Annotated in this window: 14 protein-coding genes; 3 read left to right on the top strand and 11 right to left on the bottom strand. The window is 36.4% G+C overall.

The window, feature by feature from the left end; translation table 11 throughout:
• The 7 genes from DW721_RS00505 to DW721_RS00475 are packed head-to-tail and all read right to left on the bottom strand — an operon-like array spanning position 1 to position 7,211.
• Positions 1–1,038, bottom strand: a complete 1,038-nt coding sequence (locus DW721_RS00505) for an FHA domain-containing protein (RefSeq protein WP_118744452.1) — start codon at positions 1,036–1,038, stop codon at positions 1–3.
• Positions 1,039–1,059: 21 nt separating this feature from the next.
• A complete protein-coding gene (locus DW721_RS00500) occupies positions 1,060–1,941 on the bottom strand; it encodes an FHA domain-containing protein (RefSeq protein ID WP_118744451.1) in 882 nt (293 codons plus the stop codon).
• 3 nt (positions 1,942–1,944) lie between these two features.
• On the bottom strand, positions 1,945–2,817 hold the full coding sequence (locus DW721_RS00495) for a protein phosphatase 2C domain-containing protein (protein WP_022013770.1): 873 nt from the start codon (positions 2,815–2,817) through the stop codon (positions 1,945–1,947).
• A 2-nt stretch (positions 2,818–2,819) separates the two neighbouring features.
• Positions 2,820–4,037 carry an FHA domain-containing serine/threonine-protein kinase gene (locus DW721_RS00490; protein ID WP_182431478.1) on the bottom strand — a complete coding sequence of 406 codons (1,218 nt, stop codon included), beginning with the start codon at positions 4,035–4,037 and terminating at the stop codon, positions 2,820–2,822.
• Positions 4,030–5,829, bottom strand: coding sequence for an FHA domain-containing protein (locus DW721_RS00485; protein ID WP_118744450.1), 1,800 nt, complete (start codon positions 5,827–5,829; stop codon positions 4,030–4,032). The genes DW721_RS00490 and DW721_RS00485 overlap by 8 nt, the downstream gene beginning before the upstream one ends.
• Positions 5,814–6,452, bottom strand: coding sequence for an FHA domain-containing protein (locus DW721_RS00480; RefSeq protein ID WP_022013773.1), 639 nt, complete (start codon positions 6,450–6,452; stop codon positions 5,814–5,816). The genes DW721_RS00485 and DW721_RS00480 overlap by 16 nt, the downstream gene beginning before the upstream one ends.
• 24 nt (positions 6,453–6,476) lie before the next feature.
• Entirely contained in the window at positions 6,477–7,211 is a 735-nt protein-coding gene (locus DW721_RS00475) for a protein phosphatase 2C domain-containing protein (RefSeq protein ID WP_055944455.1), read from the bottom strand.
• A gap of 456 nt (positions 7,212–7,667) precedes the next feature.
• Between DW721_RS00475 and DW721_RS00470 the strand changes: the two genes are divergently transcribed.
• Together DW721_RS00470 and DW721_RS00465 are read left to right on the top strand one after the other, a co-directional pair.
• On the top strand, positions 7,668–8,366 hold the full coding sequence (locus DW721_RS00470; RefSeq protein WP_118744449.1) for a LytTR family DNA-binding domain-containing protein: 699 nt from the start codon (positions 7,668–7,670) through the stop codon (positions 8,364–8,366).
• Positions 8,367–8,377: 11 nt separating this feature from the next.
• Complete coding sequence (locus tag DW721_RS00465) at positions 8,378–9,688, top strand: ATP-binding protein (protein WP_118744448.1); 1,311 nt, start codon at positions 8,378–8,380, stop codon at positions 9,686–9,688.
• A gap of 393 nt (positions 9,689–10,081) precedes the next feature.
• Here DW721_RS00465 and DW721_RS00455 read toward each other — a convergent pair whose 3' ends face one another.
• From DW721_RS00455 to DW721_RS00445, 3 genes are all read right to left on the bottom strand, one after another.
• The gene (locus DW721_RS00455; RefSeq protein WP_022013619.1) at positions 10,082–10,924 is read right to left on the bottom strand and encodes a carbohydrate ABC transporter permease; all 843 of its coding nucleotides are present in this window, start codon (positions 10,922–10,924) and stop codon (positions 10,082–10,084) included.
• A complete protein-coding gene (locus DW721_RS00450; RefSeq protein WP_055944470.1) occupies positions 10,924–11,883 on the bottom strand; it encodes a sugar ABC transporter permease in 960 nt (319 codons plus the stop codon). The genes DW721_RS00455 and DW721_RS00450 overlap by 1 nt, the downstream gene beginning before the upstream one ends.
• Positions 11,884–12,040: 157 nt before the next feature.
• On the bottom strand, positions 12,041–13,435 hold the full coding sequence (locus DW721_RS00445) for an ABC transporter substrate-binding protein (RefSeq protein WP_022013621.1): 1,395 nt from the start codon (positions 13,433–13,435) through the stop codon (positions 12,041–12,043).
• Positions 13,436–13,630: 195 nt separating this feature from the next.
• Here DW721_RS00445 and DW721_RS00440 point away from each other — a divergent pair, with 195 nt between their 5' ends.
• Complete coding sequence (locus tag DW721_RS00440) at positions 13,631–14,371, top strand: AraC family transcriptional regulator (RefSeq protein ID WP_022013622.1); 741 nt, start codon at positions 13,631–13,633, stop codon at positions 14,369–14,371.
• A gap of 99 nt (positions 14,372–14,470) precedes the next feature.
• Here the strand turns inward: DW721_RS00440 and DW721_RS00435 are convergent, their stop codons facing one another.
• Positions 14,471–17,185 (bottom strand): cellobiose phosphorylase, encoded by a 2,715-nt coding sequence (locus DW721_RS00435; protein WP_118744446.1) that lies wholly within the window; start codon positions 17,183–17,185, stop codon positions 14,471–14,473.
• Positions 17,186–17,191: the final 6 nt, after the last annotated feature.

Raw genomic sequence — 17,191 nt, 5'->3', positions numbered from 1 at the left:
TTACTCTAATCTGAAACGATTAGTATCATCGCCTATGTCAAGGATAGTTCCGACTTCCAGTCTGATAGGCAGATTTTGCGGAATACATTCATCCATCTCATTTATGAAGCATCCGTTTGAAGAATTGTCAACAATATAAAATTCCTCTTTTTGTGCATCCCATGTTATGGTACAGTGAGTACGGCTTATCTTGCGTGCCTCCGGGAATACAACATCATTTACATTGTCTCTGCCAAACTTTAATTCTTCGCCCGGTTTAAAAGGTATCTCAGCTCCGGCATACATTCCCGTAATGCCGACCATAACTCCTCTCGGTCTTCCCTGACCTGAATCATCCGGCTGTGCTTTCTGTAAATTTTCAATATTTTGTACCGTACCCGCATCGTGTGTGACTTCACCGCTTTGTACCTGCTGTGCATTTTGAACCTGTTCTGCTGCCGAAGTACCAGCCTGCTCAGGTCTTGCTTCGTCGATAAATTCATATTTTGGTTTTATCCGCTCCTGATGTATCTGCTCAACATCAGGTATCATATTGTCTTTATCCTTGTTCTTTTTCGCCTTTGCAGGTTTTGTTATGATTATAAGTATTCCGCAGATTATCAGCATCACTGCTAATACCATTATCATATTTAGTCCACGCAATCTTACTATATCCTGATACTGTTTTTTATAAATCTGACCTATACCGGTTGCTTTTGTTGTAAAGACTATATTTAATACCGCCGTAACAATCGCCGCAAATCCTGATATTATCTGCCTGCTTCCTGCAACAATGCTTACTATCATAAAAATAACCGAAAGAAGTGCCGGAAGAACGATAAATACCATTATCTCAAGTGCCTGACTGCCCGAAATCTTTAATCCCGACTTTCCCATTATAAATTTTGAAAAGGTGTCCTTTATAAAATCTGCCTGACTGTAAATATCAGTCGGATAATTCTCCTGAACAGTTTTTATCACAGGCATAAATAAAAATCCTATGTCTGCCAATAACAGAAAAACAACTGCTATCCTGAAAAACTTAGCCAATTTGTTCATATACAACCTCACATATCTGACTTACTGTCTGTTTTGTGTTAAATAGTCCGTCCAGTTAAACTTCGCACCACACAACGGCATAAATAAAAGTTTTACTTCACCGACCGTGATAACATCGTATGCCTGAAGCTTCATAGGACTTAATACTACTTCATCGTTCAGATAGACAAGTTCGCTTGACTCTCCCGGCTGAACAAGATATAAATGCTGTTTTGGTTCATATACAAGTATTGCGTGCTTATTTCTTGAAACACTCTTGTCCCCCACAAGTGCTATATCCATTGATGCATCCCTGCCGACAAAGTTCTTTCCAACCTTAAGTCTGAAATCCTCGCCCAGATGATTTCCGTCAAGTGCAATGACCCAGCCTGTGCAAGGTGTCGATACTGACCTTTTTACCGGCTCTTTTGCCACGGTTTCCTTAACAGGAACCGTATTAGCCTTGCTCGTGGTCGGTGATGAAAAAATATCATCATAAAATGCTACCGTATGGTCATCATCCTCTTCCATGACACCGCCCGGCGTTATCTTTTGTACCTCCTGAACAGATGGCTTTCTTGGCTCAGTTCTTCCTATAAAACTATCCTGACTGCTGCCCAGACTATCCGGATTGCCGCCTAAAGTCTCTGTCGCGTCAGCCACCTCTTCATGTCCGCCTCTGCCAAAATTATTCATCATATTTTGTTCTGTCTGTATGTTATTTTGAACATAACCTCCTGCCTGTGGCTGCTGAGGAGGATTGTTGTAAGTCAATGGCTGTGTTGCCCCTATATCATTTCCCTGACTTTCATCAAACACTGAGGTAAGTCCGTCATCATTTCCTGCTCCCTGTGCACAGTATGGGCAGGTTGGGAATTTCTCCTTATCATAAAAATGTCCGTTACTACATCTGCTTAAGTTCATAATTTATCTCTCCTTTGTTATTTTAGTTTCTATATATTGAAGCAGTGCAACTGATGTGTTGTCCTGGGAATGTGTATTTTCCCTCACTGCTGCCTCAACCAGTATCTCTGCTTTTTTCTGCATTGATACGGCATCATTCTTTAATATCATTTTTATCCTGTCTTTTGAAAGTGTCTTTGTGACACCATCACTGCACAAAAGAACCATGTCCCCCGTCTGCATCTCAAAAGGCTTGTCGATAACATCCATAAGTTTTACATTGCCTATTCCGAGGAAACTTATAAGTGCCTCTTTCTGACGGTGTCTCATTGCTTCTTCTTTTGTCATGCTCCCATTTTCAACCATCTGCATAAGACGGAGATAATAGTTGTGATCTCTTGTGACAAGCTTTATCTCATCTCCCCTTAAAAGATATATCCTACTGTCACCGACTGATGCCCAGTAAAGCCTGTTTTCCTCAGTTATTACTGCAACCATCGTAGTTCCTGAACCTTTTTCTCCTTCTTCATGGAAATCATGTATAACTTTGTCTATCGCTTTTATCCCGCTCTGAAAAAATAACGGTATATTGACATTAGGGTCTTTTTCTATCTTTTCAAATCCGTCTTTTAACATTGTTATGGCTGTGCGGCTCGCTTTCTCTCCGTCTGCCATTCCACCCATTCCGTCACACACAGCCGCCATCACTCTTGTTTTCCGGTTGGCTGCTATTTTTTTACTCCCCGAAACATATACCGCATCCTGCTGGTATTTTCTGTTTCCGGTTGCCGAGTATTTGCAGGTAATTATCTCCGGCACTGTCCTCACTACAGTATGTGAAACATTTCTCTGAATATTAATTTCAGGTTGTGGTTCTTTTTTCCTTTTTCCAAACAAAACTATCTCACCTCCAAATAAAACTTAATCTGCTCGTCCACAAGCCAAAACACATCTCCGGTATTTAAAATGGCACTCCTGTCTCTTCCGATAAGACCATTTTGGGTATATGTTCCGTTTTTAGACAGATCCAATATCTTAAACTGATTTGATATTGCATCATACATCACTTTACAGTGAATCCTGCTCACATCACCTTCCTCAACACATATATCACAATCATTTATGCTCCTTCCTATGGTGACGCATTTATCAGGCATAAACTTCCATTTTCTTGTTTTTCCATGCATTTTCATAGTGATATGCGGATAAACATCAACAGGAATATCTGCACTGCCTCTGTATGCAGTTTCAAATTCCCTTACAAATTCCTCCATGTTCTGTATTCTTACGGAGTAGTCAAGTTCCAGTGCACAATCTATAACCTCGCTCAATTCTTCCGGCACATTACCATTTACGCTGCTAAGGGACAACTGCTGCTCTCCGGCACATCTGTCCACTGCAGTAAGTGGTCTTTTACCGGATACGATAAAATAATAAGTTGCAGCAAGTGCATATACATCCGTCCACGGTCCCTGCTTTCCTGTTCTGGAATACTGCTCCATCGGTGCAAATCCCGGTTTTATCATAACGGACATATCCGTTGTTTCGTTTAATGCATATTGCCTTGTTGCTCCAAAATCTATCAATTTTATGCTGCCGTCCTCTAAAAGCATTATGTTGTCCGGACTTATATCTCTGTGCAGCAGTCCGAGCCGGTGAATTTTTGACATTGACTTTGCAACACTTATGATTATCACTTCTGCCATATCAAGCGGGATAATGCTGTTTTGTTTTTGCATATACTGAGCAAGTGTGCAGCCCTGTATATATTCCATGACTATATATCCTGTGTTGTTTTCATAGAAAAAGTCCTTTACATCTACAACGACATCATCTTCTCTCAGATTTTTCAGTATCTTTGCTTCATTTACGAAAACAGATAATCCATGTTCATAAAAACTTCTTTTTGTTTCATCGAAAGCCCTAAGTGAAATCCCGTCCTCACTTCTTACTGCCCAGTCATTCGGAAAGTATTCCTTTATTGCGAAATTTTCCTGTGTCCAGATACTCTCCGCCAGATATGTTCTTCCAAATCCACCTATGCCAAGAACTTTTTTAATACTGTATTTCTGATCAAGGATATGACCTTTCCTAAGCGAACTATCTGAATTATCCAACTTGCTCATCGCCTCCGTTCTCTACACTGTGAAACTCAAATTTCTCTCTGCCCGCCGTGATAACATCCCCGTCTAATAGCATCCTTTTTCCGGTTATCTTCACACCGTTTACAAAAGTTGAATTTGTAGTTTCCAGATCTTCTATATAGCAAGCCATTTTAGTAACTTCTATGGCAAAATGCTGTCTTGAAAGCCTGTCATCGTCAAAATATATGTTGCATATGTTCGACCTGCCTACAAAGATACTTCCCTCGACATTCCACTCTACCTCTCTTATCTTTCCTGCCCTGTCAGTAATTATGAGTCTTATCAGCTTTGAATCTGCTTTCATAAGGTCATCGGCAGGCACCTCCACTACATTTGCAGGCTTTTTCTTTATCACTATGATAGTTATCACACCTATGACAATAACTATGAGAACAACCAGTATCCACCAGTAAGTCCTTACCGCCTGCTTGATTCCCTCGGTTGTCGGATTAAGCCCGTCCTTAACTTCAAATTTCACCTTGTTGGTCTTTATCGTATTTTTCTCCATGGAATCATCTTTAATATTCTTACATTCCAATGTATATGAGCCTGTGTAAAATTTGTCTTTAAAGAACAATGTGTATATATGTTCCTGTTCATTTACGGTTATGTTTGATATTTCCCATACTTTTGCGTCTTTTCCTTTGAACCTTACAAGGTAATTACTCTTATCCTGTGCACCGGTAAGGTTTTTTGTAGTTCCATCTTCAATATTTACTTTTATTGAATTGTCCCCTGACTGTTCTATGCTCTTTACTTTCGGTCGGTCAGTATCTTTCTGGCTGTTTGTATATTCAAACTGTCCCTCTTTGTCTAAAGCTGCTTCTTTTGTCTTTCCGCCGGATTTCATAACAATGTTTAACTTTGACTCTGACAACGATAATGTTTTGTTACTTCCGTCAACGGCTCTAAATTTTAATACATATGTCTCATCAAACAATATCCTGTTGATTTCTTTAAATCCTTTTTTTACATCCTTTGTGCTGCTGCAGTCCTTATAATAACCTCTGCTATAGTTCTCATTAAGAATATTTTTCTTTGTATTTTTTATCTTGCTAAGATTAGGTTTTGAACTTACATTTTTCAGCAATACCGCATAGACCGGTACTTTAGACTTCTTTACTGCCGGATTTACATTATAATCTTCCTTATCTTTTCCGGCACTGTCATCCTCTCCGTCCGTAATAAGAAACATAACTGTTCGCTCTGATGAGTTATCAACTGTCGTAAGTTTTTTTGTTATCGAACGGTACAGCACCGTATAATTTTTATTTCTCTTGAGCTTATTTATCTTTTTAATATCTTTGTCACGGCTTTTTTTGTCCGACTTTCCGTCAGCCTTAAAGACTTCAACCTTATTTCCGTGTTTACTGTCAGCACCGACCGTGTAAAGCTCCATCTTGTCAATCTTTCTTATTTTCTTTCTCAGGTTTACAAGACTTTTCTTAACTTCGTTAAACTGTTTTTCGTCAACTGATTTTGAGTTATCCAAAAATATAACATATCTTACAGGCTTATCTGCCTTTGCAAATTTAGTCACGCTTTTTGTTTCAAACTCAATGTCTTTTCCCTTAAAAGAAGCTGTGTACTCTGCATCTTTTGAAACTTTTTCGCCATTTACATAAGCTGTTATCTCCGGAGGATTTCCTACTGCCTGCTCAATATTTAACTGCTTTCTCTCCGCATATGACACCTTTGTATTTAATGCCGTAAACAGTGCTACGATTAGAAACGCATATGTTATCTTTCTTATTCTTTTTCCCATGTTATATCCTCCTGACAATATGGTATAAATTTAAGCTCTGTCTCTCCCACTTTTATCACATCACCCAATTTCAAAGAGTGCGGCTCTGTCACTAAATCCCCGTTCAGATAAACGATATTGGATTTTTCCGCCGTCACATAAAACTCATTTCCCTTAGGGTCATATAAGACCGAGCAATGTTTCTCCCTCGAAATACTCTTGTCATCAGTAAGCACAACATCCATCGCCTGACTTCTGCCTACAAAATTCTTGCCTGCATGAAGCCTGTAGTCATTGCCCTTTTCATCGCCGTTTATACATACGAGCCATCCCGTTACCGGCGGCTTTTTGGTAACTCCAAAAAATCCAAAAGATACTGTTTTATCACCATCCTCTGACGAACTCTCCTGCATTTCGCCCATATCCGGCTGCATGAGATTTCCTGCACTTTCAAAGTTTCCGCCTATTATCTCACCGAGCTGTTCACCAAGAGATATATCTACTTCCGCAATAGATACGGTCTTGTCATCTTCTTCCACATCGTCTAAAGATATACTCAGCTGCTCTCCTGCCCTCTTGCAATGAGGACAACTCTTATACATCTTTGGATCATACCAATGTCCGTTACTACACTTTACTGCCATACATCTACTCCTACTTATCTTTGTTTATCTGATAAAAACAGCTATCGCCGAATAATTATCCATATTCGTTCCTCTGCCGTTTTCTAGTACTATCTTTCTCATTTCTTCAAGCCATTCTGCTGGTGTTGCTGATTTTTTCAACAGTTTGCACATTGTCTTTTCATCTATCAGCTCCCAAAAACCGTCACTGCACATAAGAAAAGTTGTCTTTTTTCCTATCTTTATCTTTTTGCTGACGCTGTATTTAGGGCTGTCCCACGGTGTTCCCACAACTCTCAAAAGCCTGCTCCTGTCAGGATGGTGTCTTATCTCACTTTCCTTTATATCTCCCCTTGCTGCTAATAACTGAGGAATACTGTGGTCAAGGGTTCTGTCCTTAACTTTTCCGCTCTCAAAGTGATATACCCTTGAATCCCCGACATGATAATATGATGCATCCTCCTGCTCTATATAAAGGCAGGTTAGCGTAGTCTTCATTGATGATTGAGCATTTTCCCTTTCCTGTTTTTTCAATAGATTTTCCTGTGTACTCACAATGGCGTGCTCAACATTAACACCTTTGTTACACACCGACTCTATCATTTCTTCAACGACAAATCTTGAAGCCACCTCACCTTTTCCGTGTCCTCCAAGTCCATCGCACAGTACACACAATACTCCTGTATTATCTTTCCCTACTCCAAGATAATCTTCATTGTTTGTGCGTTCACCTTTGTCTGTTATTGCTGCATAAGTTATTTCATATTTTTTTTCAGCCATAATCCTGTCACCTCTTTTTTGTTATTATGTCGTATATAAAATATTTTTTTTAATTTTGTAATTTTTAGCAATATTTTTGTAACTAATGTAAAATAAAAAGCAACACCAGTATCCTGCTTTCGCAACATTACACTGCTGACATTTTGCCATTATAAAATTGCCTTGCAATTCTCCTTGGCACCTTGTCAAGTCTTATCTTAAATTTATTTTTATAATTTTTATTTATTTTTTATATAAATATTATCATGTCACAGCTCCCAATTCCAGCTTTCTGCGGCAATCGGTCACAACTGGTAGTTTTTTGGTTACGAACTGCACTAAAATTATCTCTTTACATTCTTAAAATTCTATAATATACTCTACTGGTATTTACCTGATACATACAAAAACGCCTTATAAATATACACTGATACAATTATTTTATAATATGATTTCTTTTTAAAGGAGAAATATTTCATGGAAGACATTAAGAATTTTTCAGTCTTTATATTTGAAGATGATAAGATACAAGCCACGGCTTTAAAAAACTATATCAATGAATATTCACAGGATATGCGCCCTGTTATCGCAGCCAGCACAAAAGAAGCAATAAGCATACTTTCTAAAGAGCCTTACTTTCGTGCATATTTTTTAGATATTTCCACAGACCCGGATGCTGAAAATACGGATGGTCTTAAGATTGCTGAATATATCAGGCACAAGACAAAGAACAATGCTCCTATAATCTTTACTACCGCATTTCCAAAACACATATACCATGCAGTCAATGATATACACTGTACGGCATATCTCTTAAAACCCTATACAAAAGAACAGCTTTTCAGACAGCTTGACAATATATTAGGTACTGAACGGGATTTTACTATTAAAACCATTGACAATATTCGGATAAAATTAAATTTTGATGATGTATTTTATTTTGAATCACACGGCAGGTATATAATAGCCCACACTTTACATGGTGAATTTATGACAAGACAGTACCGCTTGAAACAGATTCTCGAACTGTTTCCTGCATATTTTGAGCAGTGCCATAAATCATATATTGTAAATACCAGGTATATCGAACTTATCGACCCATATGCCCACCTGATCTCATTGAAAAAAACAAAGGACAAAGTTCCATGTAACAGAAATTATAGATACATAAAATAAGGAGAACACAGATGAACATTTTACATAATCTTATAATTATACTTACTTTAACGATACAAAATCTTACATACATAGGTTTTATGATATATCTTTCTGAACATTCCTTAAAGAAACTTACATCTCCCAAATTTTTAATTTCTTTCTGTATATATAGTGTTGTGTTAAATTATCTGCAGAAACATGATAATAATCAGCTTATGTTCGCCTTTTTACTTATGTTTGCCTTTTACAGCCTTATGATTTTTATAAACACAAGATGTACTATAAGCCAGGCGATAAATATATCTATTGCCGGATATTTTATAGTTTCCTGCTGTCAGGCTGTTGTCATGCTTGCTCTAGCTCTCTTAAATTTGAATTTTGATGAAAATAATGCAGCCGACCCTATTTCGGCAGCACTCTTAATTTTATCACTTTTTGTTTTAATCATTTTAAATAAACTATTTCCTATAACAAAGTTTACCGACAGATTTAAGAATTTTTCTTATTTTTCTTCCCTTTTCTTTTTGGGAAGCTTCATTTTGGTTGCAATATTTACATCCATAAAAAGCAGCTTATCACTCGGAACTCTTATTTCCACTACTGCTAATATCCTTTTTGCCGCAGTTATCACCATACTTATAATACTTCAGAGTTTCGATGATATGAAAAGAAAACAATCCTTAAAAGATTACAGTACATATATGCCTATTGTCGATGAAATGATTGAGAATATACAAAAAAGACAGCATTTATACAATAACCAGCTCCTCTCATTATCACAGCTTACCGACTCCTATGATAATTATGAAGACTTGTGCAAGGCAATAAAAGATATAACACAAATGGATGACAGACACAGATATTCTTATGATTTTCTCCACCTTAATAACAAACTTCTTGCAGGACTTTTATTCAGCAAGGTAAATGCCGCTCTAAAAAAAGATATACAGATAATAGTGACTATTTTTAATTATGATTACACAAGCAACTGCTCAGATATGGAGATAATCGACCTTGCAGGTGTACTTATAGATAATGCTATAGAAGCCTGCAGCCCTGACGACACCATTTTTATAAGCATCGGTCAGCGTACAGACAATATACAAAGCGACAGTTTCCGTATCAAAGTTGAAAATCCGGGACCTGCCGCTACAAGTGAATTTATACACAATATCTTTACTAAAAAATATACTTCTAAGACTGATAAAGACGGACACGGACTGGGACTTTCCATTGTTAAGGGTATCGTCAAAAAATATAACGGACAGATTTCCGTAGAAAATACCACCCATACTGAAACTTCCGACATACGCTACCTCAGTATAGAAGTTGAAATATAACTAACTGCCATCTACCGTTCCCTAAACATCTGCACGAGCAGGATTATAAAGGATACACCCCAAAGAACAATAGCAGGCAAAAGATTGAAATTCATTTTCCATATGCACCTCATAACTTTCCTGCTTTGCAATCATCTTTCTCCATGCATATTTTCTTTTCTAGTTTTTCCATAGATTTATGGCAGTAGAGATTGCCCATGCTTTTACATTTTCTAATATATTTTCTTTGTACTATTGCAAAAAAATACACACCAAAAAGAAGACCTCTAAACTTCAGAGGTCTTACTTCTATCACATTTATTATCCAAAAATATTTACGATTTTAATTTTTAAAATTCATACTCCAGATTTTATAATAACACAAGTAGTATGTATCTTATAATATATCAAATATCACTCTTTTACACCACCAAGAGTAACCCCTGAAATAATAAATTTCGAAAGTAAAAGATATACTATTACGATAGGTACGATTGCTACTGTTATCATCATATAAATCTTACCCATATCAAAATTCATATAATCAGCTCCACGAAGTGTTGCAATAAGAATAGGTACAGTCATCTTCTGTTTTGACTGGATTATCAATGCCGGAATGAAATAGTTATTCCAAGAACCTACAAATGTAAATATTGCCTGTACTGCAATCGCTGGTTTCATTATCGGAATAACAATCTTGTTAAATGTCCTGAATTCTCCTGAACCGTCAATTCTCGCTGCTTCAACAAGTGAAATAGGAAGTGATGACTGCAGATAACTATACATAAAGTAAAATACTGCCGGTGATGCGATTGATGGAACTATAAGAGGTGTCCATGAATCATACATCCCCATATTTGTTATAAGTCTTAAAAATCCCATCGCCGTCACCTGTGTTGGCATAACAAGTATTGCCATAATAAATGTAAATGCAACCTTTTTTAATTTAAAGTTGTATGCATAAAGTCCATATGCAGTAAGTGATGAAAAATATGTACATATAGCTGCTGAGGCTGCTGATATAAACAAACTGTTCACTATTCCACGCAGCATTGGAAAACTTCCATCCTTCGCTACCTTTTTCAGATTGTCCAAGAAATGTGTACCCGGCAATGCCGAAAAACCTTTTTGTAATTCTGAATGTGAGCGGGTTGCATTAACAATAAGTATATAGAAAAAGAACAGGCATAAAAATGCTAAGACCAACAAAACTATATGTGCCAAAATACTTCTGAATCTGTTATGTCCTTTTTTCATTATAATAACCCCCTTCTTCTTCTACGTTTTTCTGCTTTTGCAGCTGCTTTTGAACCATCAGGATCATTGTCATTTGTAAGCTTATACACGATAAAGCATAATATCGCACTTACTATAAACAGATATACTGATAAAGCTCCTGCCATTCCATAGTTCTTACTCTTCAAATGATTATTAAGGAACATTATAAGCGTCATTGAAGTTCTATCAGGATTTCCCTGTCCATTTGTAAGTATCTGTGGAACATCGAACATCTGAAGTCCACCGATAATAGATGTTACAAGTGTGTATGCAAGAATTGGTCTTATCATAGGAAGTGTAATATAGAAAAATCTCTGTATGCTGTTACATCCGTCAAGATCACAAGCCTCAAAAATTTCCATACTTATTCCGTTTATTGCTGCTATAAGCATGATCGTTGTATTACCAAACCACATAAGGAAGTTCATAAATCCTATAAGTGACCTCGTTCCAAATATAGAACCTAAAAAGTCAATCGGCTTCTTGATAAATCCAGCAGACAACATTATTGAGTTTACAGGTCCGTTTGTAGAAAAAAGTGTAAAGAACAACATCGCAAACGCTGATGCCATAATCAGGTTGGGAAGATAGATAACTACCTTAAAAAACTGTTTTCCACGAATCTTTAAACGAACATCAGTAAACCAATTCGCTAAAAGAAGTGCAAATACTATTTGAGGAATAAATCCTATAACCCACATTATAAGTGTGTTTTTTCCATATGTAATCATATCGGATTTCAGAAGACTTACATAATTCTTCATTCCAATAAAGTTTGGTCCTACTTCTTTTATTCCGGTACGATAATACTCAAAAAAACTATACCTTATTGTATCTAACAGCGGTATTAATGAAAATATAATATAAGTTATGAAAAATGGAAGTATAAATATATAACCCCATTTAGCGTAACTTACACTTTTTTTCTTCTTTTTCATAATCCCACTCCTTTCCTAAATATCATTATAAACTTGGAGTATTTCATTTCTTATAACAGGATTCAGCTATACTTTCATTATAACTAAATCCTGTTATATTGCCACATCTTTGTGACTACATAATACAATATTTTTATTTATCCCTTTATAATTGCTGCTACTTAGCCCAATTTACCTTCTTAACATCTGCATAACGCTCTTTAATTGCTGTCTCAAAGTTTTTCTTTGCCTTGTCATAAGTAACTTTTCCCTGAAAATAATCGCTGAATGAGTTCTGTATAAGCTCTACACATCCCTGATCATATGCTGACAATGGTGCAATTTTAATATTTTCTGCAACAGGTGCGAAATACTTAAATGGATTCTGACCACCAAGGAATTTAGAAGCATATTTTCCATCATTTTCTGCAGCCTCTTTCATTCCAGATTTTGTATTTGTAAAGTCAGAATATTTTTCTGAAATCTTTAAAAGATTATCTTTATTTGCTGTGAGTGCAAGAATAATTTCTTTTGCATGCTTAGTATTGTCTGTTCCTGTTGCTGCATGTATGTAAGAACCGCCCCAGTTATATTCCTGTGGAGGATTTGTAACACCCCACTCGCCTTCTTTTCCATCCCAGTTTGGCTTTAATGTAAAGTCAATTCCCCATGCCGGTAAGAGGAATGCAAATACTTTAGATTTTGAACCCATGGCTTTATTCCAGTCATCATTCCACTGCCCCTTTACAGTCTTGTCAAAGTATCCTGCATCAAGCCACTGTTTTGAATCATTTATCCAATCCATGACTTTTGAATCTACATCAACTGTAGTATCTTGTGAATCACTAGGCGTAACCCATGATTTTGAAATACTGTTTCCATATAAACGGAATGTGTCAGCATATGATGAAAATGTATAATATCCTTTTGCTTTTAACTGTTCTGCTGATTTCTTAAGTGTATCCCAATCCTTAACCTTCTCACCAATTTTCTCTGGATCATCTGTTCCGAATACTTTCTTTGCGATGTCTCTTCTGTAAACGAGAACTCCAGGACAGCACTGCCATGTAGAGCCTCTCATAACTCCTTCACTGTCTGATGCTGTTGTCTTTGTAAAATCATACTGATCTGCAAACTCTTTATATGTATCAATTCCAATATTCTTTAAAGGCATTGCAACATCCGCATCTTTATCCGTATATTTAAATACATAATCTGTCTCCGAAAGGAAAATATCAACTTTATCGTCTGCTGATGCATCAGCCTGTCTTCCAAGTGCCTCGTCAAGTTTCTGCTGATATACACCATCCTGGTTTGGATTGATAACCCAGTGAATCTCACAGCCATCCTTAAGTTTTGTGACTGTCCCATCCTTTGATGTTGATTCTACCTGTGGATAAACAGCCTCTAAGCGCTGACGGAATTCATCGTTCCATGAATAGATATTTATTATCTTTCCTTCTTTCTGACTGCTGTTTCCTGCTCCACCATCATTTGCCTTGTTTCCACATCCGGCAAGCATTGTAACACTCATTGCCGATGCAAGCACTAAACTTAAAAATTTGCGTTTCATTTCTCATTCCTCCTAATAGAATATATTTTTAATCATTCGACATAACTTTATGTCATTCCGCATTTACAAGTCATATATTACTCCATTTAACACACACTTTATATTAAATCACTTGTAAAAATAGCAGATTCATGTCATAATGTTAAATAATAACAATATTATATCAGATTTTAACACTATTTTAGGAGGAAAAATATGTCGTTATCAGAAGAATGGGTAAATACAGAACTCTCAAACAGCGAATTTGAAGTACTTCACCGAGCCCCTGATGTTGAATACTCTTTTTATAATTCAGTTAAAACGGGAGATATGGACGCCGTAATTGAAAATTGCAAGCAAGATGCTTTTGTAAATCTAGAAGGAGCCGGTATTCTCTCACAAAATCCTCTCACAAATATAAAATATCACTTTGTTGTCACGACCGCAATGATTACAAGATATTGTATTGATGGAGGTCTTGAAGCGGAGCAGGCATATCGTCTAAGTGACTTTTATATACTAAAGCTGGACTCCTGCAATACAATACGCCAGGTAGCTGACCTTCATCATGAAATGGCAAAAGATTTTACCGGCAAAATGGTTCTTTTTAAGAAAAGCTCAATTCTCTCAAAACCTGTTATGCAATGTGTAAACTATATATACAGCCATATCAAAGAACGTATCACAATATCCACTCTTGCTGATTACACAGGACTTTCTGAGAACTATCTTTCTCGCATATTCAAACAAAATCTTGGTGTTTCCATAAGTGATTACATTCGCGAAAAAAAGATAGAAAAAGCAACTCACCTGCTCCGCTATTCTGATAAATCACTAATTGATATAGCTAATTATCTTTCCTTTTCGTCACAAAGCCATTTTATTAAAACATTTGAAAATTTCATGGGTATAACACCAAAGAAATATCGTGATAAATATTATAAATCAATGTGGTAATAACACATTTTCATTTCATAAAAAAAAGAGGAAATTAATCTTCACATCAATTTCCTCTTTTGCTTTTTAGGAATATCTTATAAGATATTATCTCACATACTATTTTATAAAAACATCAATTTCATGACATCGTCCACAGCTCATTTCTTCAATCCTTTTTTTCATTATTACTACTTTCTTTAAATCAGCAGACTCAAGCTCATTTCCGTCACATTCCACTCTTATTATTTTATTATACACTCCATTATTATCCTGTATATTATCAATGTCAGCGTGAATCGTAATCTTTAATGTCCTTCCTGAAAAATTAAGTTTTATTGCAGCTTTGCCATCTTTATCAAACTGCTCAGGAAGAAGTGCCGGTTTTATAACAAGATTTCCAAGTTCTCCTCTTACTCCAAAAACTTCTGTTATCATTGTAAGCATATACCAGCTTGCTGCACCCGTAAGATATGCATACAATCCGCGTCCATCGTTATCAAAATACTCAGGTATTCCCGGATACATAATACTATTTTCAAAATCCATCGCACTATCAAGCAGATTTTTAAGCACCTTGTAACCCTCTTTTATGAAGCCTCTCTTGTATAATGCATTTGCATACATTACTGCCATATGTGAAAATACGGCTCCATTTTCTTTTTCACCATATGCAAATCCAAACATTCTTCCAAAATCAAATTTTTCTTCTTTAAAATCTGTATTAAGACGGTATCCTCCAGCTCTCTTTTCATAGAGATATTTATCCGCACTGTTGCAAATCGCTTTTATCTGCTTTTCATCTGCAGTGCCACTCATTATCGCAAATACCTGGCTTGTAAGCATCATACGCACATCATCTTTTTTATAATACTCTACCTTTTTTCCATGATTATCATAATAACCGTTAAACCACCCCGTATTGTCATCTTCTTTTATCCACTCATTTTCACGAATGTTTTTCATGAGCCAATCTGCTTTTTCTTCAAGATTTTCACATATCATACTTATTTTTAATACAGCTTTTTCGCCACTTATATTGTGACAGCAAAGTTTACTATATTCAGAAAGAAGCTGCTGTTTTTTGTAAGGATTTTCGTACAATTCCTTACCTTTTCTAAATAGACATTCCATCTCCTTTGCAACCTCAATAATTCGGATTCCGTCTGTACTTTCAATTTTTCTCAAATAATATGCTATATCTTTTAAATTTCCCGCATATGCACATGTAAATGCGACACTTTCTCCCCTTTCCCATGCCATATCAAGTGCATCATTCCAATCTGCACCATGAAGTCTCATTTCATTATGCTCTCCAACATCATAAAATGCACAAAGATTCTGCAAAAGTATATGCTCGATAACAGTTCCAAAATAATCGACACCACCAACTGTTTTCTGAGTATTTCCATCTTCAAATTTCCATTCATCATCGTGTGCTGTTCCTCTTAGTGACTGCCTGTCTTTAAAATATGACACCTTATCAAGAAGTATATCGAGATCACCTGTCTGATCCATATAAAGTTTAGTTGTAACAAACGGCCAGTAAGCGTGATCCATCCATACACGTGTTATATTATTTCTGTCCGCTATAAACTTTCCCTGTCCATTTCCTATTATTGTTGCATTTGTTCCATCAATCCTCACGCCACCATAATTAGAAACTATCATTTTGCGAACCATATCGGGCTCCATAACAAGGAGTGCAAGACAATCCTGCCACAAATCTCTCCAGCCTCTGCCACCCTTCCCATAATCATGATATGGCAGGAAAGAGCATCCGTAAATTCTTCTGAGTATAGGCTGGAAGCATATCCATTTAAGATAATTATCAACTGCCTTGTCATTCATTTCAAAGTCTATATTAACTTTGTCTTTCCAATGTTTCTTTGTTTTTTCAAAGCACTTTATAACATTTACTTTTGTTCTGTATAATGAAGTCCTTGATTCTATTGTGTCTTTTTGCGTTGTGACACCGGCAAGCATAATATAACCTGTTTTCTCACCCGCTTTTAATTTAATATTTCTAAAAGCAAAGGCTCCTGTCGCTTCTTTTCCCTGAATTTTCGTTCCCGGATTTACACCTGTTTTTCCAGTTCTTACAGCCTCTGGCATAAGAAAACTTCCACCCTCACCGATAAACATCTGATTTGTAGGATAAAATTCTTTCGGCTTTTCTCCATCATCTTTTGAACCATATACAAAATATGTAGTCTCATTTTTTCTATGACCTCTCTCATCAAATGATAAAACAGGTGCCACTTCTACTCCATATTCTTTTGTTTCTATTCTATGTAAAAGAGATGTTACATGTCTATGGTCTCTTAGATTGTCTGCACTTCTTCCATATATAGGAAGTGCTGCTATGGGTGTTATGTCTATATCATTGTCAGAAATATTTTTCAATGTCACATACATAATCTCTATATTTTCATCAACAGGCACAAAAGACAACACTTCTGCTCTAATACCAAACTTTTTTGAAACTCTTGTAAGCTTCTGCCACATAAGACCAGCTTCTATCTTACTCTCATCCTGTTCCTTTGAAAATTTTTCAGCCTCCTGCATGGCAGATGCACCTGATACAGACCACATATTACTGCCATTTATCAGGCACCAGAAATTTCTTCCATTTTTGTTATTATGCAGATTTTCGATACTTACAGGTTCAAACAGGAAATGATTCTGGTCTGTTTTTGAATCACCTGCAAGTGTCGGAGTAATACTTGACTTTAACTCCTTTTCGCCTGCCAGCGGAAGATAAAGGCCACTGTAATTTTCAGGATTTTCTATAACAAATGTTCCACTATTGTCCGTAAATTTTATTTTTCCCATTTATAA

Source organism: Clostridium sp. AM27-31LB (genome assembly GCF_003480745.1).
In the GTDB taxonomy this organism is placed as follows: Bacteria; Bacillota; Clostridia; order Lachnospirales; family Lachnospiraceae; genus Butyribacter; species Butyribacter intestini.
This window is presented reverse-complemented; position numbering and strand designations above follow the sequence as displayed.